At 66.1% G+C, this 20398-nt stretch carries 18 protein-coding genes; 10 read left to right on the forward strand and 8 right to left on the reverse strand.

Annotated features, from left to right (window positions below):
• Positions 1 to 3 precede the first annotated feature (3 nt).
• Genes ACQR10_RS16055 through ACQR10_RS16095 form a run of 9 tightly spaced genes read left to right on the forward strand, consistent with a single transcriptional unit; the run spans position 4 to position 9089 of the window.
• Entirely contained in the window at positions 4 to 483 is a 480-nt protein-coding gene (locus tag ACQR10_RS16055; protein WP_316216171.1) for a (2Fe-2S)-binding protein, read from the forward strand.
• A 12-nt stretch (positions 484 to 495) separates the two neighbouring features.
• Positions 496 to 2070, forward strand: coding sequence for a xanthine dehydrogenase family protein molybdopterin-binding subunit (locus ACQR10_RS16060; protein WP_316216172.1), 1575 nt, complete (start codon positions 496 to 498; stop codon positions 2068 to 2070).
• Position 2071: 1 nt separating this feature from the next.
• Positions 2072 to 3094 (forward strand): xanthine dehydrogenase family protein molybdopterin-binding subunit, encoded by a 1023-nt coding sequence (locus tag ACQR10_RS16065; RefSeq protein ID WP_315802958.1) that lies wholly within the window; start codon positions 2072 to 2074, stop codon positions 3092 to 3094.
• Positions 3095 to 3100: 6 nt separating this feature from the next.
• Positions 3101 to 3982 (forward strand): AAA family ATPase, encoded by an 882-nt coding sequence (locus ACQR10_RS16070; RefSeq protein WP_316216173.1) that lies wholly within the window; start codon positions 3101 to 3103, stop codon positions 3980 to 3982.
• Positions 3979 to 5094 (forward strand): VWA domain-containing protein, encoded by a 1116-nt coding sequence (locus ACQR10_RS16075; protein WP_434912003.1) that lies wholly within the window; start codon positions 3979 to 3981, stop codon positions 5092 to 5094. The genes ACQR10_RS16070 and ACQR10_RS16075 overlap by 4 nt, the downstream gene beginning before the upstream one ends.
• A complete protein-coding gene (locus ACQR10_RS16080; protein WP_434912004.1) occupies positions 5091 to 5978 on the forward strand; it encodes an amidohydrolase family protein in 888 nt (295 codons plus the stop codon). The genes ACQR10_RS16075 and ACQR10_RS16080 overlap by 4 nt, the downstream gene beginning before the upstream one ends.
• A 39-nt stretch (positions 5979 to 6017) precedes the next feature.
• Positions 6018 to 6866 (forward strand): MBL fold metallo-hydrolase, encoded by an 849-nt coding sequence (locus ACQR10_RS16085; RefSeq protein ID WP_316180577.1) that lies wholly within the window; start codon positions 6018 to 6020, stop codon positions 6864 to 6866.
• Between the two features lie 18 nt (positions 6867 to 6884).
• Positions 6885 to 8459 (forward strand): isochorismatase family protein, encoded by a 1575-nt coding sequence (locus ACQR10_RS16090; protein ID WP_316216176.1) that lies wholly within the window; start codon positions 6885 to 6887, stop codon positions 8457 to 8459.
• Between the two features lie 3 nt (positions 8460 to 8462).
• Positions 8463 to 9089: an FMN-dependent NADH-azoreductase gene (locus ACQR10_RS16095; protein WP_316216177.1), complete on the forward strand. Its 627-nt coding sequence runs from the start codon at positions 8463 to 8465 to the stop codon at positions 9087 to 9089.
• A gap of 46 nt (positions 9090 to 9135) precedes the next feature.
• On the opposite strand, the gene ACQR10_RS16100 is transcribed toward ACQR10_RS16095, so the two are convergent.
• Genes ACQR10_RS16100 through ACQR10_RS16130 form a run of 7 tightly spaced genes read right to left on the reverse strand, consistent with a single transcriptional unit; the run spans position 9136 to position 18060 of the window.
• Entirely contained in the window at positions 9136 to 10134 is a 999-nt protein-coding gene (locus ACQR10_RS16100; protein WP_316216178.1) for an FAD:protein FMN transferase, read from the reverse strand.
• The gene (locus ACQR10_RS16105; RefSeq protein ID WP_316216179.1) at positions 10131 to 10688 is read right to left on the reverse strand and encodes a nitrous oxide reductase accessory protein NosL; all 558 of its coding nucleotides are present in this window, start codon (positions 10686 to 10688) and stop codon (positions 10131 to 10133) included. The genes ACQR10_RS16100 and ACQR10_RS16105 overlap by 4 nt, the downstream gene beginning before the upstream one ends.
• Positions 10685 to 11515, reverse strand: a complete 831-nt coding sequence (locus ACQR10_RS16110; RefSeq protein ID WP_315802967.1) for an ABC transporter permease subunit — start codon at positions 11513 to 11515, stop codon at positions 10685 to 10687. The genes ACQR10_RS16105 and ACQR10_RS16110 overlap by 4 nt, the downstream gene beginning before the upstream one ends.
• Positions 11512 to 12432, reverse strand: coding sequence for an ABC transporter ATP-binding protein (locus tag ACQR10_RS16115; RefSeq protein WP_316216180.1), 921 nt, complete (start codon positions 12430 to 12432; stop codon positions 11512 to 11514). Before ACQR10_RS16115 ends, ACQR10_RS16110 begins: the two co-directional genes overlap by 4 nt.
• On the reverse strand, positions 12429 to 13820 hold the full coding sequence (locus ACQR10_RS16120; RefSeq protein WP_316216181.1) for a nitrous oxide reductase family maturation protein NosD: 1392 nt from the start codon (positions 13818 to 13820) through the stop codon (positions 12429 to 12431). The genes ACQR10_RS16115 and ACQR10_RS16120 overlap by 4 nt, the downstream gene beginning before the upstream one ends.
• 3 nt (positions 13821 to 13823) lie before the next feature.
• Positions 13824 to 15749, reverse strand: coding sequence for a TAT-dependent nitrous-oxide reductase (gene nosZ, locus ACQR10_RS16125; RefSeq protein ID WP_316216182.1), 1926 nt, complete (start codon positions 15747 to 15749; stop codon positions 13824 to 13826).
• Positions 15750 to 15759: 10 nt separating this feature from the next.
• On the reverse strand, positions 15760 to 18060 hold the full coding sequence (locus ACQR10_RS16130; protein WP_410051413.1) for a 4Fe-4S binding protein: 2301 nt from the start codon (positions 18058 to 18060) through the stop codon (positions 15760 to 15762).
• Positions 18061 to 18270: 210 nt separating this feature from the next.
• Here ACQR10_RS16130 and ACQR10_RS16135 point away from each other — a divergent pair, with 210 nt between their 5' ends.
• A complete protein-coding gene (locus tag ACQR10_RS16135) occupies positions 18271 to 19140 on the forward strand; it encodes a ferritin family protein (RefSeq protein ID WP_316216405.1) in 870 nt (289 codons plus the stop codon).
• 73 nt (positions 19141 to 19213) lie between these two features.
• Here the strand turns inward: ACQR10_RS16135 and ACQR10_RS16140 are convergent, their stop codons facing one another.
• The gene (locus ACQR10_RS16140) at positions 19214 to 20332 is read right to left on the reverse strand and encodes a hypothetical protein (RefSeq protein ID WP_316216184.1); all 1119 of its coding nucleotides are present in this window, start codon (positions 20330 to 20332) and stop codon (positions 19214 to 19216) included.
• Positions 20333 to 20398 lie beyond the last annotated feature (66 nt).

The following is a 20398-nucleotide window of genomic DNA, read 5'->3' on the forward strand; positions in this document are numbered from 1 at the left end:
GCCATGACAAAGACTCCCCTTCAATTCCGGCACAACGGCCGCGACGTCGCGCTGTTCGTCGAAGGTGGTACCAACCTCCTGGTCGTGCTGCGCGAGATGATCGGCGACGTCACGCCGAAATTCGGCTGCGGCCAGGGCGGATGCGGCGCCTGCACGGTGCTGATCGATGGCGATGCTCATCTCTCGTGCCTGACCCTGGCGGAGTCCGTCGAGGGCCGTGTGGTCGAAACGCTCGACGGCATCAAGGCCGGGCCGAACCTGCATCCACTGCAGCGGGCGTTCGCCGACGGCTTCGCCGCGCAATGCGGCTATTGCACGCCAGGCATGATCATGGCGGCCAAGGCCCTGCTCGACAAGACCCCGCAGCCGAGCCGCGAGCAGGTCGTTGAGGCCATCTCCGGCAATATCTGCCGCTGCACCGGATACGAGCCGATCATCAATGCGGTGTTGGCGGCGGCCGCGTCGCTGCGCGCGAGCGCGTGAGGAGAGATCGCCATGCTGGAATTGCGCAAGGACATCTTCGCCGACGAGCGCGACGACAATCTCAACGAGGTCGGCAAGGGCACCCAGCGCCAGGACATGCTGGGCCATGTCACGGGAACCTCGACCTATTTCAACGATCACAAGCTGCAGGGCATGCTGCATCTGAAGGTCGTCAGATCCACGCAGCCGCATGCGCGGCTGCGCCGCATCGACACCAGCGAGGCCGAGCGGAGCGAGGGCGTGCGGCGGATCATCCGCGGCGCCGACGTGCCGCGCAATCTCAACACGCTGCTCAGCCTGATCAATTTCGGCAAGGACGACGAACCGACGCTCGCCGTCGACAGGGTGCGCTACCGCGGCGAGCCGATCGTCGCCGTGGTCGCCGAGACGCCGCGCGCGGCGGCCGAGGCGGCGGCCAGGGTACGCGTCGACTATGAGACCTTGCCGGCGGTGTTCGACGTCGAGGAGGCGCTAAAGCCGGGGGCGCCCGTCGTCAACGAGACCTATCCGAAGAACACATTCACCTATCACGAGCGCTACGATCATCAGAAGCTGCGCTTCGGCGACGTCGAGCGTGGCTTCTCCGGCGCCGATCATGTCTTGGAACAGCGCTACCAGATGTCTCCGATCGAGCATGCGCCGGTCGAGACCAACGGCTCGATCGCCGCGCCCGACACCAACGGCCGCTACGTGGTCTATACCTCGACCCAGGCGCTGTTCTTCTCGCTCGACACCTGCGCCAAGATCCTCGATCTGCCGTCGAACACATTCCACTTCATCGGCGGCACGGTCGGTGGCGGCTTTGGTGGCAAGGTCGACACGCTGACCGAGCCGCTCGCCATTCTCGCTGCGATGTTGACGGGGCGCCCGGTGCGCTACGTGCTCGGGCGAGAGGAGGAGATGCAGTTCGGGCCGCCCCGCGGCGCCGAGCGCATCTACATCAAGGACGGGGTCATGCGCGACGGCCGCATCGTGGCGCGCCAGATCCGCGGCTATTTCGACTCTGGCGCCTATACGCGGCTGTCGAGCTACGCGGTCGTCAAATGTGCCGCGCACCTGCCGGGGCCCTACACGATCCCGAACGTCCATGGCGACATCTACTGTATCTTCACCAACCGCACGCCGGCCACCGCGATGCGGGGCTTCGGCATCACCGGTATGGACTTCGCGCTCGAATGCCAGATGGACAAGCTCGCGCATCTGATCGGCATGAACCCGATGGAGTTTCGTATCCTCAACGCCTATCGCGACGGCGATATGAAGGCGCATCGCCGCGAGGCCAAGAACACCGCCCTGATCGAATGCGTCCAGGTTGCGGCCGAGAAGGCCAAATGGCCGATCCGCGAGGAATTCCGCCGCATGTCGTCGCGCAAGGACGGCGGCGGCGCGCGGGCCGCCGTTCCCTCCACGCCGCGTGAGCCGGTGAGCGCGCGGCCTGCGCCGGCGCAGCAGCGCACGAGCTATGACCGGGGGCTCCCGGTTTCTCCACCTCCTGAGCCGCCGTCACCACCCCCACAGAGCCCGGCACCGGCTCCCGCACACGGCGCGACGCGGTTCTCGTCGGTATTCGGCACGAGGAGGCGCTGACATGACCAGGCACCGCGGCCGCGGCATGGCGGCGATCAACTATCCCATCGGCATGAATCTCGGCGGCGATCCGAGCCAGGCGCTGGTGCACTCCAATCCCAGCGGCAAGTTCACCGTGGCGCTGTCTTCGATCGATCTCGGACAGGGCATGAAGTCGGTGACGCGGCAGATCTGCGCCGAGACGCTCGGCGTGCCGGTCGAGGACGTCTATGTCGACACCGCCGATTCCGACACCGGCCCGCATTGCATGGGCTCGTTCGCCTCGCGCGGCACGCATCGCGTCGGCAATGCCGTGATGGCTGCCGCCAAGGAGGCGCGCGGCGTCATGATGGAGGCGGCGGCCGAGGAGCTCGAGGTCAACGCCAGCGATCTCGAGACCGATGGCCGCGGCAACATTCACGTCAAGGGCGCGCCGCATCGCTCGATCTCGGTGAAGGACGTCGCCATCGCCGCGCAGTTCCGTCAGGGCAAGACGATCTCCGGCCGTGGCATCTTCCTGGTGCCGCTGTCGGAGGTGGATCCTGAGACCGGCGAAATGTCCCCGGCGACCTGCTACGCGCATGCGTGTCTCGTTGCCGAGGTCGAGGTCGATGACGAGACCGGCGAGGTCGGTGTGGTCAGGATGGACAGTGCCTATGAGCTGGGACGCGCGCTCAATCCCCGCCTCGTCGAGCAGCAGCTGGTCGGCGGCGCCTGGATGGGCATGAGCCACGCGCTCTACGAGACGACGGAGCCGTATTACCCGGACCCGAAGCAAGGACCGCGCGACTTCGTCGAATACCTGATGCCGGGACCTGGCGACATCTGTCCGCACGACATCGCCGTGCTGGAGCGGCCGGCGCCCGACGGGCCGTTCGGCGGCAAGGGCCCTGGCGAAATGTGCGCCAATCCGGTGCTCCCTGCCATCGCGAATGCGATCTTCAACGCCGTCGGCGTGCGCATCGACGAGCTGCCGATCACGCCGGAGAAGGTGCTGCGCGCGATCAGGGCCCAGGGTGGCGCCCGGCCACAGACGCGGCGGTGACGCAGCATGGTGGTCCGCAGCAACATCGTCGGCATCGACTCGCCGCAGGCGCTGGAAAAGGCACTGCGGGCGGCCTACTATCTCGCCGATGACGGGCTCTCGACCGCGGCCTATCTCGCCCTCGCGCTGGGCAAGCCGCTGCTCTTGGAAGGCGCACCCGGCGTCGGAAAAACCGAGGCGGCGAAGGCGATCGCTGCAGTGCTCGGCCGCAAGCTGATCCGGCTGCAATGTTACGAAGGCATCGACGCCGCGGCGGCGCTCTACGAGTGGAACTATCCGCGCCAGATGCTCGCGCTCCGCCAGGCCGGCGAGGAGAGCATCGACATCTATGGTGAGACGTTCCTGATCGAGCGGCCGATGCTGGCCTGCCTGCGCGCGCCCGACTCGACGGTGCTGCTGATCGATGAGATCGATCGCGCCGACCAGGAGTTCGAGGCCTTCTTGCTCGAATTCCTCTCCGACTTCCAGATCTCGATTCCAGAGCGCGGCACAATCCGTGCCGCGGAGCGGCCGATCGTGGTGCTGACATCGAATCGGACCCGTGACCTGCACGAAGCGCTGCGCCGCCGCTGTGTCTATCATTGGATCGACTATCCCGATGCGGAGCGCGAGGCGCGGATCGTGATGATGCGCGCCTCCAGTGTGGCCGAGGCGACCGCGCGGGCCGTGGTGGCTGCAGTGGCGAAGCTCAGGCGCGAGCCGCTGAGCAAGGCGCCGGGGATCGCCGAGGCCGTCGACTGGGCCGAGGCCGCGACCTTGCTCAACCAGACCGGCGCGCGCTGGCCGGATGCGTTCAGGCGATCGATCGGCGTGGCGCTGAAGGACGAGGAGGATCTGTCCTTCATCGCGCCGCGGCTCGACGCGCTGCTCGCGGAGGCGATGACATGAGCGAGCTCCGGCTGCCACGGGCCACCGAGATTTTTGTCTCATTCGCTGCGCTGTTGCGGCGAAACGGCTTCGCGATCGCACCCGAGCAGACCACCGCCTTTCTCGCTGCGATCGAACTGCTGGGGCCGACCAGCCTCGACGATATCCGGCGGGCCGGGACGGCGACCCTGGCGCCGCCGCCCGAGCGGCTTGCGACCTACAATCTGCTGTTCGACATCCATTTCGGTATCTCGGAGACGACAGCCCTGAGCGAGACGGATCAGCAGGACGATGTCGTGCGTCTCCAGGAGGAGGGCGACGGCGCTGTCGATCCCGATATCGCCGAGGAGCAGAACGAGTCCGGTCTGGCGGCCACGCGTGCCGAGGCGCTGGTCGCGCGCCGCTTGGCTGCGACCACAGGCGGCAACGTCCTGCAGCGTCTCGCGCGCCAGGCGCGTGCCAAGCTGCCGAAGCGGCGCGGCCATCGGCGCATGCGCGCGCGGCGCGGCAGTTTCGTCGACCTGCGACGGACCCTGCGTGAGAGCGTAAGGCGCGACGGTGAGGTGCTGTCGCTGCGGCGGCTGAAGCGACGGCCTCGATTGCGACGATTGCTGCTGCTGATCGATGTCTCCGGCTCGATGAAGGCGCGGACCGAGGACAACATGCGGCTCGCCCACGTGCTGGTGCAGGCCGTACCCCAGGCCGAGGTGTTCACGCTTGGGACACGGCTGACACGTGTGACGCGGCCCTTGCGGCTCAAGCGGCGCGAGCAGGCGCTGCTCGCTGCCTCTCATCTCGTCAGCGACTGGGACGGCGGCACGCGTATCGGCGAGGCGCTGCAGGCCCTCGCGGTGCCGCGGTTCTCGACCTACGCGCGGGGCGCCGCCGTGCTGGTCATCTCGGATGGGCTCGAGCGTGGTGACCATCACGTGCTCCGTGACGCCGTGTGGAAGCTGTCGCTGCGCGCCTGGCGCCTGAGCTGGCTGACGCCGCTCGCGACGGGGCCCGGATTCAAGCCTCAAACCGAGGCGCTGCAGGCGATCGCGCCATTCGTCGACGACATCGCAGCCGGCGGGTCGGACGAGGCCATCGTCGCGCATGTGCTGTCGCTGGCACAGAGGAGGGCGGCATGACCGGATACGTCGATGCACATCATCACATCTGGCGGCAGGCCGATCTGCCCTGGCTGGTCGGGCCGATGCAGCCGCGGATTTTTGGCCCCTACGAGCCGATCCGGCGCGACTACGCGATCGGGGAATATCTCGACGACATCGCCGGCAGCGGCGTCAGGAAGTCGGTCTATGTGCAGACCAACTGGGCGAAGGACGGCTTCGAGGACGAGGCCGCCTGGGTGCAGCGAACTTCTGAGCAGCATGGCTTTCCGCATGCGATCGTCGCCTATGCCGATCTGAGCGTCGACGATACGCGGCCGCAGTTCGACCGGTTGGCGCGCTACCCGCTGCTGCGCGGGGTCCGGATGCAGCTCCACTGGCATGAGAACCCGCTCTATCGTTTCGCTTCGTCACCAGACCTTTGCAGCGATAACCATATCCGCGCCAACATCGCCCGGCTCGCCGACTACGGCTGGTCCTTCGACCTGCAGGTTTTCGCGCCGCAGATGGCTGGCGCCGCGGCGCTTGCCGAGAGCTGTCCGTCCGTGACTTTCATCCTTCAGCACGCCGGCATGCCGGAGGACCTGTCCGCACATGGTCGCGATCAATGGCGAGCCGGAATGCAGCGGCTGGCGAACTGCAGCAACGTCGTCAGCAAGCTCTCGGGCCTCGGCACCTTCATTCGCCGCAACGATCCGGCGCATGTTGTCGAGGTGGTGCGGGAGACGATCGGAATGTTCGGGCCCGAGCGCTGCCTGTTCGGTTCGAATTTTCCGATCGAGAAGCTCTGGACCGACTATCGCGCACTGGTGGGAGCCTATGAGGCTGCCATCCAAGACCTCGACGAGCATGCACGCGCGCAGGTCATGGGAGGGACGGCGCAGCGCGTCTATCGGCTGGAATGATACCGCCTGCAACGACAACAAAAGCAACAGGGAACGCTCATGGCGCTGGAAATCAAGATTCTCGACTATGGTGACATCGAGCTCGAATCGAGCTTCCTCGTGCTCGGTCGTGATTGCGGCCGCACCCGCCGGGTGCTGACGCTCGGCTTCCTGATCCTGGGCGGCCCGTATCCGGTCGTGGTCGATACCGGCTACCGCTCCAACCAGATCATGGAGACGCTGGGCATGCGCGGGCTGCAGTACCATGAGAACATGATCGAGAACCAGCTGGCGCGCCACGGCGTCCGCATGGGCGACGTCCGCTATGTCTGCCACACCCATCTGCACATCGATCACGCCGGCAAGGACGACCTGTTCCCGATGAACACGACGGTCGTGCTCAACCGCCGCGAGCTCGAATACTCCGTCTCCGGCCTGATGCATCCGCAATATCCGGCGCCGGACATCAAGCATCTCATCGACCGGCTGCATACCAAGAGCGCGCTGCGCTTCCTCGACCTCGAGCTCACCGGGCCAGTCGAGCTGATGCCGGGCGTCTATTGCGATGTTGCGAACGCCCATACCGAGGGCTCGATGAACATCCACGTCCACACCGCCGACGGCATCGCCACCATCTGCGGCGACGTCATCTACGATTTCAACGACCAGATCGTGACGCCGTTCAACGAGATCCAGGATGGCGAGCCGCGCACCACCGGCAATCACGGCACCACCAAGCGTGCCGAGAAGGCGGCGATCAAGAAGCTGTTGTCGAGCTCGCGCTATCTGCTGCCGGTGCATGATCGTCCCGCCAAGATCGAAGGCGGCGTCGTAACGGGGCGGCTGCACGACCAGGTGCCGGGTCCGATCGTGCAGTCGCTGCCGCAGCGGCACTGGTTCCCGGCGTGATCCGCACGAGGCACAACGATGACACACGTGACATTGCGCCCTGAGTTCGAGACCCTGGTCGACCCCTACGCGCCGGTGGCGCAGGTGGCGACCGGCTTCGAGTTCACGGAGGGGCCGATCTGGCATCCCGTCGAGCAGTTCCTGCTGTTCTCCGACATGCCGGCTGATGTCCGCCGCCGCTGGGATGCGAAGCACGGCGTGGTCGAGATGCGGCGGCCCTCGAACAAGTGCAACGGCATGACCTATGATGCCGAGCTCAACCTGATCGTCTGCGAACACGCGACGTCGTCGCTGGTGCGCGAGCGTCCCGACGGCCGCCGCGAGATCCTGGCGTCGCATTTCGAGAACCAGGAACTCAACAGCCCCAACGACGTGTGCGTCCACTCGAGCGGGGCGATCTACTTCTCCGATCCGTGGTATGGCCGCATGCCGGTCTATGGCGTGGAACGGCCGCGCCAGCTCGGCTTCCAGGGCGTGTACCGGGTGGCGCCGGGCGGCGGGCCACCGTGGCTGCTCGTTGACCGCCATCTGTTCGACCAGCCCAACGGGCTGTGCTTTTCGCCGGACGAGAAACTGCTTTACGTCAACGACACGGTGCAGGCGGTGATCCGCGTGTTCGACGTCGGCGGCGATGGTGCGCTGTCGAACGGACGCATCTTTGCAAGCGGCATCCGTTCCGAGCTCGAGCCCGGCGTGCCCGACGGTATGAAATGCGATCAGCGCGGCAATGTCTGGGTCACCGCTCCCGGCGGCGTCTGGGTCTACGCGCCCGGCGGCGAGCTGCTCGGCAAGGTCCGCGTGCCGGAGCTCGTCGCCAACCTCGCCTGGGGCGGGGCTGATTTCCGCACGCTCTATCTGACCGCGACGCATTCGGTCTACGCGATCGCAACCAAGATCGGTCCGCGCCACGAGACGTATATGAGCGGGCGGACTGGCAGCAACGCCGCGCCGGCCACCGCTTCTTCGGCCCCGCAGCTCGCTGCTGGCGACATGCAGCTCGACCCGCGCCGCTGCGCCATGATCATCCAGGACCTGCAGAACGATGTCATCATGGATGGCGGCGCCTTCGCCGAGTCCGGAGCGCCGGGGCACGCCAGGCAGCAGCGTGTTATCGACAATGTCCGGCGGCTCGCTGAGGCCGCCCGCGCGCGCGGCGTCGTCATCATTCACGTCTGGTTCGTGGTCGAGCCCGGCGCCCCCGGCGTGACCCTGAACGCGCCGTTGTTCGAGGGTTTGGTCGACAGCAAGGCGATGGTGCGCGGCAGCTGGGGGGCCGCGCCGGTCGCGGGGCTGGAGCCGCGGAGCGGGGACTTCGTCGTCGAGAAGATGCGGATGAGCGCCTGGGAGGGCACGCGGCTCGAGACCATTCTCAAGGCCACCGGGCGCGACGTCATCATCAACACCGGCGCCTGGACCAACATGTCGGTCGAGCACACCGCGCGGACCGGGGCGGACAAGGGCTACTTCATGGTGGTGCCGGAGGATTGCTGCTCGACCATGAACGCGGACTGGCACAATGCGTCGATCAACTTCGCCATGCAGAATGTTGCTGTCGTGACCACGGCCGACGCGGTGATCAGGGCACTTGGGTGAGGCATGCCAAAGCTGCTGCATCTCGTCGCCTCGCCGCGGGCGGATTCGGAATCCAGCGCCGGCGCGCGCGCCTTCCTGGACCGCTTCAGGCAGGCCCGGCCGGGATGGGACGTCGACGAGATGAATCTGTGGCGCGAGAATCTGCCGGAGTTCGACGGTGAGATTTTGCAGGCGAAGTATGCCCGCATGGGCGGCCGCACCTTCACCGACGGCCAGCGCGAGGCGTTCGCGGCGGCCGAACGCATGGCGGTGCGGCTCGATCTGGCCGAGCGCGTCGTGATCTCGACGCCGATGTGGAATTTCGGCATTCCCTACAAACTCAAGCACTGGCTCGACATCATCAATCAGCCGGGCCTCACCTTTCGCTTCGATCCGTCGCGTGGCTACCTGCCGCTCCTGAAGGATCGTCCGACGCTGGTGATCCTCGCCAGCGGCGGCGACTTCACCACCGGCATCAGCCGGGGGCGGACCGACCTCGCGACGCCCTATTTGTGCGAGGCGCTGCGCTTCATGGGTCTTCGCGACCTCCACTTCGTGGCGATCGGGCCGACCAGCGGACCGGCGACGCACACCGCCGCCGCACGTGAGCGGGCGCACAGGCGGCTCGTCGAGATGGCCGCACGATTCTAGCTGATGTGACGTTCCCGATTGCGGTCCGACGGCAGACGAGACGGACTCAGCCGACGAGGTCGACTGCGGCTCCGGCCTCGTCGATCAGGTGAACACGTTCGATCTCGGTGCGGGGCAGCAGCGCACGGATCTCGGGCTCCGACATCAGGCTGAACGCGGTCGAGAGCGCGTCCGCCGCCGTTGCATTGCCGGCGACCGTGGTCACGCTGCGATAGCGCTGCGCGCAGCCGCCGCTGTGCGGATCGAACAGATGATTGAAGCGGCCTTGTGGATCGAAGCGGAGGCCATAGGCGCCTGACGTCGATACGGCCCGATCGATGATCGGTAGCATCGCGGCGATCCGATCGGGATTGTCAGGGTCGGCGATCCCGACCTCCCAGGGCCGTGCGTCCGGCCGTGCGCCGATGGCGCGGGCTTCGCCCATGTCGACCAGGCTGTGCTGTACGCCCTCGCCGCGCAGCAGCTCGACGATCCTGTCCGTGACATAGCCCTGCGCGATGCCGTTGAGGGTGAGCGCCATGCCGCGCGGCATGACGATGCGATCGCGACTGACGCCGAGCCGCTGATGGCCGACCCGCGTCAGCGCCTCTTGCACGGCCGCCTGCGGCGGGCCGTCGGGATTGGCATCCGGGCGCGAAAAATGATCGGCGTAGAGCGTCCACAGCGGCTGCACGGTCGGGTCGAAGCGGCCGTCGGTCATCGCGGCGTAGCGCTGCGAGCGTGTGAGGATGTCGACCAGCTCGGGCGCGGGGTCCACCAGCACGCCGGTGCGGTTCAGCGTCACCAGCGCCGATTGCTCCAGATACAGGCTGAACAGGCGCTCGAGCCGCCGGGCTTCGCCGATCGAGACCGTGATCAGCCGTTCGGCTTCTTGCCGGTCGCGGTGATGAAGCTTGATCGTGGCGACGGCGCCGAGCAGCGTGCCGCGCCATTCGACCAGTCCGCTTGTGCTGTCGGCCGCATGCGCCCTGGAAGGAGCGACCGCGAGGCCCGCCAATGCGGCGCTGATGCGGATGAAGCGCCGACGCGAGAGCTGATTTGTCATCGTTGCACCCCAGGCGTGTCCTTGTGGCCCGGCTCGATCGCGCCGGCGTTGTCGTCGGGCGAGCTCAGCACATAGTCGCGCGGCACCCCGGTGAAGCCGACGATGCGGCCGCCGTGCTCGGCAGCGAATCGCTCGGCCGCGCTCCGATCCGAGAACGGCACCGCCTCGTCGCTGCCCATGCCGCTCCTGACCCGGCTGCCGATCACGAACACCGCCTTGCGCGCCTCGACCCAATTGTCGGCGCCCGGATTGTCCCAGCTCGCGGCTTTGCCCATGTCGGAGACGTAGATCGCCTGGATGTCCTTGGGCTCGTCTGGCAGCATCGTGAAGGCGATGGCGTCGCGCGCGGAGGAGAACCACACCGGCTCGATCAGGCTGGCGGCGAAGATCTGTCCCTTGGGACCGGAATGCTCGAGCAGGTTCATTCCGCAATAATGCCCGATCGCCTCCGCCGTCAGCTTGACCGGCGGCGGCGGCGCGGCGGCCTGCTTGTCGTTGCAGGCGGCGAGCGCAAAGGCGGCGATGAGCGCGCCGGCGTAAGCGAGGCGTTTCATAGCTCTCTCCGGGAGAAGGCCAGCGCGGCGCCTGCGAGCGGCACCAACGTCCACAGCACCAACGCGGTGAGCAGCACCTCAACCGACAGCGTACTGCTGCCGGCGAGCCCGGCCATGCCGGAGAACAGGCTGACATTGGCGAAGCCGGTCAGGTTGAACAGCCGGTAGGCGTCGGTCGGGTTGAGCAGCAGCAGCGCGCTGAGCAGGCCGCCGGAGACGTTGCGGCCCTGGTCGATGACCAGAAGGCCGAGCAGCGCCATGTCGTAGATCAGGACGAGCGCGAGCCACAGGCCAATGCAGACACCCGCTGCGGTGCCGCGGTCGCGCACGACTGCGCTGACCAGATAGCCGATCGCGACGAACACCGCGCCAAGCAGAACGGAGGAGCCGATCATCGCGGCGAAGGCGGTGAGCCCGTCGCTGTCGAAGTGGCTGCCGGCGATCAGCAGCGCCACCGCGGCTGCGCTATAGCCGAGGCAGGTCGCGAAGGCGAGCACGGCAAGATGTCCGAGGAACTTCCCGAGCAGCACCTGCCAGCGCGCCACGGGATAGCTGAGCAGCAGCAGCATGGTGCCGCGCTCCATGTCGCCGACGATGGCGTCGTGCGAGATCAAAAGCGCGATCAACGGGATCAGGAAGATGGTCAGGCTCGACAGGCTGACGATGACGACGTCGAGTGCGCGCGCGCCCACGGTGCCAGTCGGTGCGCTGCCGAGAAAGGTCAGCGACAGCGCGAGCCCTGCCAGCAGCAGGGTCGACGCCAGCACCCAGCGGTTGCGGATCGCCTGCTGGATTTCCTTCGCGGCGATGGTGATCACGGCATTCATTGCGAACGCTCCGCGTGGCGCAGGAAATGCGCGTAGAGCTCGTCGAGATTGGGCGGGATGAGCTCGAGATCCTGCACGGCGGTGCCCTCGGCCGTCGCACGGCGCAGCAGAGCGATCTTCTCGTCCGGCGCCGCGTCGATCTCGACAATGTGGCCGTTGATCCGACGATAGGAGGTCGCCTCCGGCAGCCACGAGGGCCGGCCGGATAGCGGCAGGTCAGCGACCTTGACCCGGATCCGAGTCGGCAGTCGCGCGAGGCGGCGCAGTTCGTCGAGCGTGCCGTCGGCGACCTTGAGGCCCTTGTTCATGATGATGACACGGCCGGCCCTCTCCTCCAGCTCGGTCAGCGCATGCGATGACAGCAGCACCGTCGTGCCCTCGGCGGCGAGCTTCTGGATCACCTCGTAGAACGTCTGGCGCAGCTCGGGATCGAGACCGGTGGTCGGCTCGTCCAGCAGCAGCACGCGTGGCCGGCCGATCAGCGCCTGCGCCAGGCCAAGCCGCTGGCGCATGCCCTTCGAGTAGGTATTGACGCGGCGCCCGGCAGCGTCGCCCAGCCCGACGACATCGAGCAGCGCCAGTGCGCCGCTCACCGGCTCGCGTTTGAGGCGGGCGTAGAAGGTTTGCGTCTCGCGGCCGGTGAGCGCGGCATCGAAGGCGACGTTCTCCGGCAGATAGCCGAGCCGACGCCGCGAGGAGAACTCGCCGGCGGCCGGGTTTTCGCCGAGCAGCGCGATCGTGCCCTTGGTCGGCCGGATCAGGCCGAGCATCATCTTCATCAGCGTGGTCTTGCCGGCTCCGTTGTGGCCGATCAGGGCCACCATCTCTCCGGCCGCGAGATCGAACGACACGCCCTTGACGGCTTCGACCTTGCCGTAATGCTTGATCACGTCGGCGATATGGACGGTCGCGCTCATCGGGCGCTGCTCCCGGCGGCAGTGCGGCGCGCCGGCGGTGGCGACATCAGCGGATGGCTATCGACCACCCCGCCGGGCAGGATCGCCGGAAACTGCGCCTGCGCCCAGCGGATGACCTGCACGGCCGGGCTGTTGATCAGGACCTTGGCGGCCGGCGCCGTCCACAGCACGCGGTCGATCAGATCGTTCGGCCGGTAGGCGGTGTCGGCAACGCCGTCGCCGTTGAGGTCGAAGCCGGGATTGTCGCTCCAGTAATTGCCGCGGCCGTTCTTCGACCAGTCGAGATGGCGGGTGCCGACATATTTGATCTGGCTGGCGTTGTTGACGAAGGCATTGCCCCGGATGTCGTTGCCTTCGGAGCCGGCGGTGAAGTGCACGCCGATCTCGCAGCCCTCGAACCAGTTATTGGTGATACGATTATTGTTCGTGTTGTAGATGAACACGCATTTCTCGGGGCCGGGACGGACGCCGCCGCTCGGCGTGAACACGCTCTTGTCGGTCAGCGGCACGCCTTCGTCGGTGCCGCGGTTCTCGGCGGTCGCCCAGCGCTCCGCCGGCTGCAAGCCGCCGATCACGCTGTTGCCGGAGATCTGCGAGCCGTTGGTCGCGTTGAACAGCATGCCGCGATCGCGGTCGTGGTCTGAGACGTTGTCCTTCACGACCAGGTTCTTCGAGAACATCATCGCATAGCCGATGATGTTGCCGACCGAGACGTTGCCGGTGATCTCGCCGTCATTGGCGTACATGTAGTGGACGGCAAAGCGCAGCTCGCTGAAGCGGTTGTGGCTGAACGTGTTGTTGCGGCTGGTAATGGCGAACACGCCATCGCGGCCATAGCGGATGTCGTTGTCGATCACCTTGGCGCCCGGCGCGTTCCAGACCGAAACGCCATTGCCGGTGCCGCCGGGCTGCGTCGCGCGCAGGCCGATGACGCTGTTGTGGCGGACCATGGCATTGGCTGATCCGTGCAGATAGACGCCGAACAGATTGCCTTCGATCCGGTTGTTCTCGATCAGCGTGTCGTGCGCGCCCTGGTCGACGAAGATGCCGGAATCCATCTTCTCGAGCGAGCGGCCGGATCCTTTGAGGACGAAGCCTCGAATGACGGTACCCGGTGCCGTGACGGTAATGACGCTCCCATGCCCATCGCCGGTGATCACCGCGCCGTGCGCGCCTGTCAGTGTCAGGCGATGGGTGATCCGCAGCGGCCCGCGATAGGTGCCTGCGGCCAGCGCGATCTCATCGCCGTCGGCGGCGCGATCGAGGACGCCCTGCAAGTCGGCAATATCGGCCGCGATCTGTCGTGTCGCCGCTGTTGCGCGGAAGGGCAGGCCGGCGACGACGAGCGCCGCCAGCCCCAGAGTCTTGATATGGCGCATGCGCCGCATCGCTCACGCGTTCTGCGGCGAGACCAGCATGCGTCCGCGCATTTCCATGTGCATGGCGTGACAGAACCATGTGCAGAAATACCAGTACACGCCGGGCTTGTCGGCGATGAACGTCACCGACGAGGTCTGCTGCGGATCGATCTCCATGTTGACGCCGTAGTTCACGATGCAGAAGCCGTGCACCAGATCCTCGACGTCGTCGATGTTGGTGACATAGACGGTCACCTCGTCACCCTGCTTGACCTCGAACTTCTCGAGCGCATAGGCGGGCGCGCTGGACCACATATAGACGCGCACCTTGTTGCCGTCGCGGATCACCTTGGCGTCGCTCTCCAGTGTGACGCCGTCGGCTGCGGCCTGCTTGCGGGCGTCGGCGAAGAACGGGTCGTCGCGCTTCCAGATCGAGGTCACGCGGCCCTCGAGCTTGGAGCGGTGCACGATGACGGCGTCGTGCGGCTCGGCGAAGCTCGGGCCGTCGTGCACCAGCTCCATCTTGTCGCCGGTGATGTCGATCAGCTGGTCGTTTTCCGGCTTCAGCGGCCCGACATTCAGGAAGCGGTCCTTGGAGAACTTGTTCAAGGACAGCAGCCATTTGCCGTCGGCTTCCTTGGTCTCGCCCATCGAGGCGTGGTTGTGGCCCGGCTGATAGTGGACGTCGAGCTTCTGGATGATGGGGTTGACCTTCTCGCCCTTGAAGGCTCGCTTGGCGAGATCGATGCTCCATTTGCAGACCTGGCTGTCGAGGAACAGCGTAGTGTAGGCATTGCCCCGGCCGTCGAAGGCGGTGTGCAGCGGCCCGAGGCCGAGCTCCGGCTCGGCCACGACGACGTCGCGCGGCTTGATCTTGTCGTCGAACAGGTTGTCGATCAGGCGGACGTCGATCACCGTGACCGTCGGCGCCAGCTTGCCATTGGCGACGACATGGATGCCGTCGGGGGCGGTGTTGAGGCCGTGCGGGCTGTTCGAGACCGGAACGTAGCGCGTGTAGGGCGAGCCCTTGCGGCCGTCGATGACGGGAACGCCGTTCATCTCCTTGAAGTCGCCCTTCTTGACGGCTTCCTCGATGCGCTTGATGTTGAAGATCGTCACCCAGTCCTGCTCGCTTGCCGTCATCTCGGCCAAGGTAACGCCCTTTTCCGAGTTGTAGCAGGTGGAGAAGGCATATTTGCCCTGGTAGTCGCAATCGGTGTTGTCGAGATTGCCGTCGACGATCACCTGCCAGGCAACCTTCATGGTATCGCCGTCGACGGCCGAGAACATCGACCAGTATTTCGACTTGTCGTCGAGCACCTTGCCGTCATTCGGTAGCGGCACCTCATATTCGCCGTTGCAGAACACGTAGCCGGTGCGCGGGAACTTCTGCGGCCGCATGCCGTGGATGGTGTACTGGTTCGGCAGCTCGATGATCTTGTCGCATTTCATCACGTCGGTGCGAATGCGGGCGAGGCGGGTGTTGGCCTTGTCGTTGATAAAGATGTAGCGGCCGTCATATGTGCCATTGGTGAACGACATGTGCGGATGGTGGCAGTCGCCGTTCATCCAGATGCCGAGCCTGTCCTTGAGCCGCTCGCGCGTCTCCGGCAGCAGCCCCTCGGTCATGATCTTGCGGCTCTCGTTGGTCTGGCCCCAGCCGGTGGCGCTGCACCGGTTGAAGACGGGGATGCGCATCAGCTCGCGCATCGACGGCATGCCGATGATCCGCAGCTCGCCGGTCTGGCCGCTGGAGAAGAACACGTAGTATTCGTCGAGCTCGCCGGGGGCGACCTCCGCCTTGCCGGCGCCCTGGGCCGAACGTGGTTGCGCGGCGGCCGGCGCGGTCTCGACGCTCTTGCCAAGTCCAATGCTGCCGGCTACGCCGGCCGCGCCCAGTGCGGCGGTGCCGACGATCTGCCGGCGGCTGATTTTTGTCTGGTCGTCGTCTTGCGCCATCGTCGTCTCCTTATGATGGATGGGTGAGATCGTTGGAGGGGGCCGTCGCCGCCATCGGCTGGCCGGCATGGGTGATCACGGTCTTCGGACCGGATTTCGCGGCGCGCATCGACGGCGATGACATCGCCTCGAATTTCTCGCGCTTGAGCCGGACCTGGATCATGTGCGGGCAGCGCTGATCGTCGTAGTAGAGCTCCTGGCAATGCATGCAGTAGATGCATTCATTGACGTTGATGTGTCCCTCGGGATGGATCGACTGCACCGGGCATTCCTTGGCGCAGCGCTGGCAGGGCGAGCCGCACTCCTTCCAGCGACGCAGCCATTCGAAGGTGCGGATGCGTCCGGGAATCGCCAGTGCCGCGCCCAGCGGGCAGAGATAGCGGCAGAAGAAGCGTTCGATGAACAGGCCGATGCCGAGCAGCGCCGCGGCATACAGCACGAACGGCCAGCTGCGCGAGAATTTCAGGATGATCGCGGTCTTGAACGGCTCGACCTCCGCGACCTGTTCGGCGAGCGCGACCGAATAAAGCGACAGGCCGAACAGGCCGAGGAAGATGATGTATTTGATCGGCCAGAGACGCTCATGCAGACCCCAGGGTACCGTGATCTGCGGCACCTTGAGCCATTTTGCCACTGTGTTGGTGAGCTCCTGCAGCGCGCCGAACGGACAGAGCCAGCCGCAGAACGGCCCGCGGCCCCAGAACAGCAGTCCAGCCGCCGTTGCCGCCCACAGGATGAAGATCAAGGGCGCCGCGAGGAAGAACTCCCAATGGAAGCCGGTCAGCAGCGCGTTGACGAAGGTGACGACGTTGACGACCGAGAGCTGGGCGTTGGCGTACCAGCCGAGCCAGACCAGCACGAACAGGAGATAGGCGCGGCGGACCCAGGTGTAGAGCCGGGGACGGCGCACCAGAACGTTCTGGAAGAAGAAGATCCCCGTGAGCACGGCCAGCGCCAGCGCGGTGATGCCGATGGCGACCATCTGCGAGCGCCAGATGCGCATCCATAACGGCTCTTCGGTGTCGTCGGCGACCGGTTGCGCCGTGGCCGGGGCGGGACGTGCGGTCGTCGCCTTCGCTGCCGGCACAGCGGGGCGCGTCTGCTGCTTCAAGTAGGCGTCGGGCACCGTGTAGTCGATATCGAAAGTCAGGAACGCCTTGTCGTGGCTGCCTGTGCTTCGTTGCACCAGGAGCTGGAGCTGCCATGGCTCGGTCGGGTCGAGCGTGAATTCGGGCGGCGTGACGAACAGTCCGATCTCGCGCAGGGCAGGGGCGCCGGCCGCGGCCAGCGCACCGAGGCGCATGTGGTTCTTGTCGCGGAACCGTGTGCTTCCGCCCTCCTGCAGCACCTCGATGCGGTCGAAGATGCCGCCTCGGACATAAGCGGAGCCCTTGAACGAGTAGATGCCGTCGCCGGCGACGACGATCGCCTGCTGTCCGGGCTGCAATCGCTGCTTGAGTCGCTGATAGCCCTCGTCGCCGAGCAGGCTGCGGCCGATGGTGGGCACGCTGACCATGGCCACATACAGATCAACGAAGGTGTCGCCGGCATCGCCGGGCTCCGGATTTTGCGCGGCCGCCGCATTGCCCGACTTGGCGAACGCATCGTTGACGTCGCCGATGCTGAGGTGCAGGCGCCGCACCGAGCCGTCGCCGAGCAGGCTGCTCCAGTCGCGGATCTCGCTCTTGTCGGGATCGACCGTCTTGGTCACGCCCGGCTGTGCCGCGGCGGCGCTCGCCGCAGCGCCGGCACCGATGCGGCCGCTGCGGATCAGGCGCGTGGCCGCGCGCACGATGCTGTCGTGCATCACCAGCACGGTGACCGTTGCACCTGAGACGATGTCGGCCTGCGGCGCGTGTTCTGCGCCTTGCGCAATCGGCATCATGTCCTTGCCGAGCAGGCCGTTGAGTGCGGCAACGATGCGTGGCTCGGGAATGCCGATCAGCACGATCGGCTCCTTGTGATCGACCAGCTTCAGCCCGGTGATGACGCCCTTGGGATCGATGCCGACGAGGATGTGGATCGGCTTGCCCGAATAGCCGACGGAATTGGCGAAATCGGAGTTGAGATAGACGTAACCCTTGAGCTGATCGCCGCGATACACCGGCATGATCGGCGGCTCGCCTTGCGGCACGCCGAAACGGTCCGCATTGGGGAAGAGATCGCCCGGCGTGATCTTCGAGAGGTAGGTTGCGAGATCGCCGGCCGCATGTGCTGCGCGCGGGGCCGCGATGGCGCAGAGCCCGATGAGGATTGCTACCAAGATAGCAGGCATGCGCCACCGATTGGTGGCGACATCACTCGCAACCATGATCACCTCAAGCAGAACAGCCGGCCTCCCGAGGGGGCCGTATTCCAGTCAGGACTGTTTCGGGGAAGGAAGGATCGTCGCCATTGACAATCCTTGAGCAGATAGAGTCAGGCTAAATTGACTCCTTAACGTGCCGGTTGTCTAGTGGGTCCCAATCCGACGGACGTTGCGCTGGATCAAACAGGCACGGACAATCAGGCGGACTATTATATGTTGTTGTCACGCACGCTCTCGCTCAAGTCGGAACCGGCCGGGAACCTGCATTCGATCGACGAGCTGTTCGCGCTCGCGAATGCGATGGAGCGGGAGGCGGCCGATCGCTACGACGAGCTGTCCGGAGAGATGCAGCGTCAAGGCCGGCTCGATCTGGCCGACGTCTTCGCAAGGCTGGCCGCGGCCGAGCGCGAGCATGTCGACAGTGTCGCACAGTGGTCGCAAGCGCGTACGGGGCGTGCCCCCGATGCGTCGCTGGTGCGCTGGCAGCCGCCAGAGACCTTTGAGCCCGACGCGGTGCGCGAAATCCAGGACTCGCAGTTGATGACGCCGTACCGCGCACTGTCGATGGCGGTGCGCAACGAGGAGCGGGCTTTCGCGTTCTGGTCCTATCTCGCGGCATTTTCCGACGATCCCGAGGTCAAGAGGGCGTCCGAGGCCATGGCGCGGGAGGAGCTCGGTCATGTCGCGACGCTGCGCAAGGAGCGGCGCCGCGCCTATCATCTCGAGACCGACGCCAGGCGCGCGGCGTCGGTGGCGTCGGACGCCGGCACGATCGACGCCGGCCGGCTGGAGCGTCGACTCGCCGAGCTGCTCGACGCGATGGCGGTGCGCGCCGCAGGCCGCCCGGCAGATCGCTTGCGCGAGCTTGCGCGGGAAGCCGCGGCAATGGCGTCGGACGTTGTGGACCTGTTGCGCCTGCCGGCTGAGCTCGCGCAAGCCGATGCAGCCGTGCTGGCGGAAGCGCTCGCTGACGCGTATCTGGAGCATGCGGAGCGAGCGACCGAATCGGACCGGCTCGGTCTCATGCTGCGGCTGGCGTCGCAGGCGATCGCGCGGCTGGCCTGGCTGCGGTCGCTCGGTTGAGTCCGACTGCAGCGCTGCTCGGCGAAAGACAAGGGTCGCCCAGCCAGGCTGGACGACCCGGTCATCATGAGGCTCAGTTGCGGGTCGGCGCCGGCACGGCGGTGCGGTTCGCCGGCACCGTGACGGGCTGGAAGGAGAACACGTCGCGACTGCGCGGATCGACGGTCACCTTGAGCCAGCGCACGTCGTTGTTGCCATTGCCCTGATTGTCGCCGAAGGTTTCGACGCGAACGAAGTTCTCAAGCCGCTGGCCGGCAGCGTTGAGGAACGGCTGGTCGATCCGGAAGTAGTGGGAATCGCCGTGGACGTAGGCGACCGGCTTGCGGAACGCCTCGACCTCGGTACGCAGCGCAGTCAGGAAGCTGACGAAGCCGTCGGGCTGCCCGTCGGTTTCGGCGAGCGTCTTGGGATCGCGCAGCGGCGCACGCGTCGGGTCGGCCTGGTCCCAGCCCGGGTTGCCCTGGGTGATGAACATCACAGCAGCGGAATTGCGCCTCTTGGCTTCAGCGAAGGTCTGCTGCATCCACAGAATCACGGCCGTATTGCGCGCATTGTATTCGTCCGGATCGGGGTTGGTGTCGCAGAGATTGTTGCAGGATCCCTGGATGTTGAGCGTCGCATAGGTCACGCGGCCGACGGTCCAGCGGCGATTCTCGACGCAACCGACCTTGGTGCCATTGGCGCTGAGGCACAGCGGATCGGTCTGCACCTCCTGGCGCAGCTTGCGCTGGCCGAGCGAGAACGGTGTCGAGAAGAATATCTTGCGCTCGTAGTCGAGCCGGTCGCGCGAGTTGAAGCCGCCGTTCGACGGGCGATCGCAATCGACCCAGTCGTTGTCGCCCGGCGTGAACATGGCCGGTGCCTCCAGGCTGTTGAAGAAGGCGAGCGCCTGGGCGTAGAGGCCGGCATCGCAGGCGGAATTGGAGCCCTGCTTCAGGTCGCCGTCATGCGCCGTGAACTTCAGCCGGTGGGCGTTCATGTCCGCGATCAGGTTCGGGACGCCGACGGTGGCCTGCAGCGTGGAGTAGGGTAGGTCGCCCCAAAGGCCGATGGCGTAGCTGTCGTCATCGTCGTCGAAGCCGTGGTCGTGCGCGAGGCTTGGCGCGGCAGCGGCGAACGCGAGCAACGACACCGTGACCGACAATGTGAGCAGTTCGTGAAAGGCAGATTTGAATGATGATCGAAGTGACATTCTGCAAGATCCCCCAAGACCTCGGTTGTATCGCGCCGCTTCACTCAAGCGGCGGCGGGACGATGC

The organism is Bradyrhizobium sp. HKCCYLRH2060 (assembly GCF_051168135.1).
Lineage (GTDB): Bacteria > Pseudomonadota > Alphaproteobacteria > Rhizobiales > Xanthobacteraceae > Bradyrhizobium.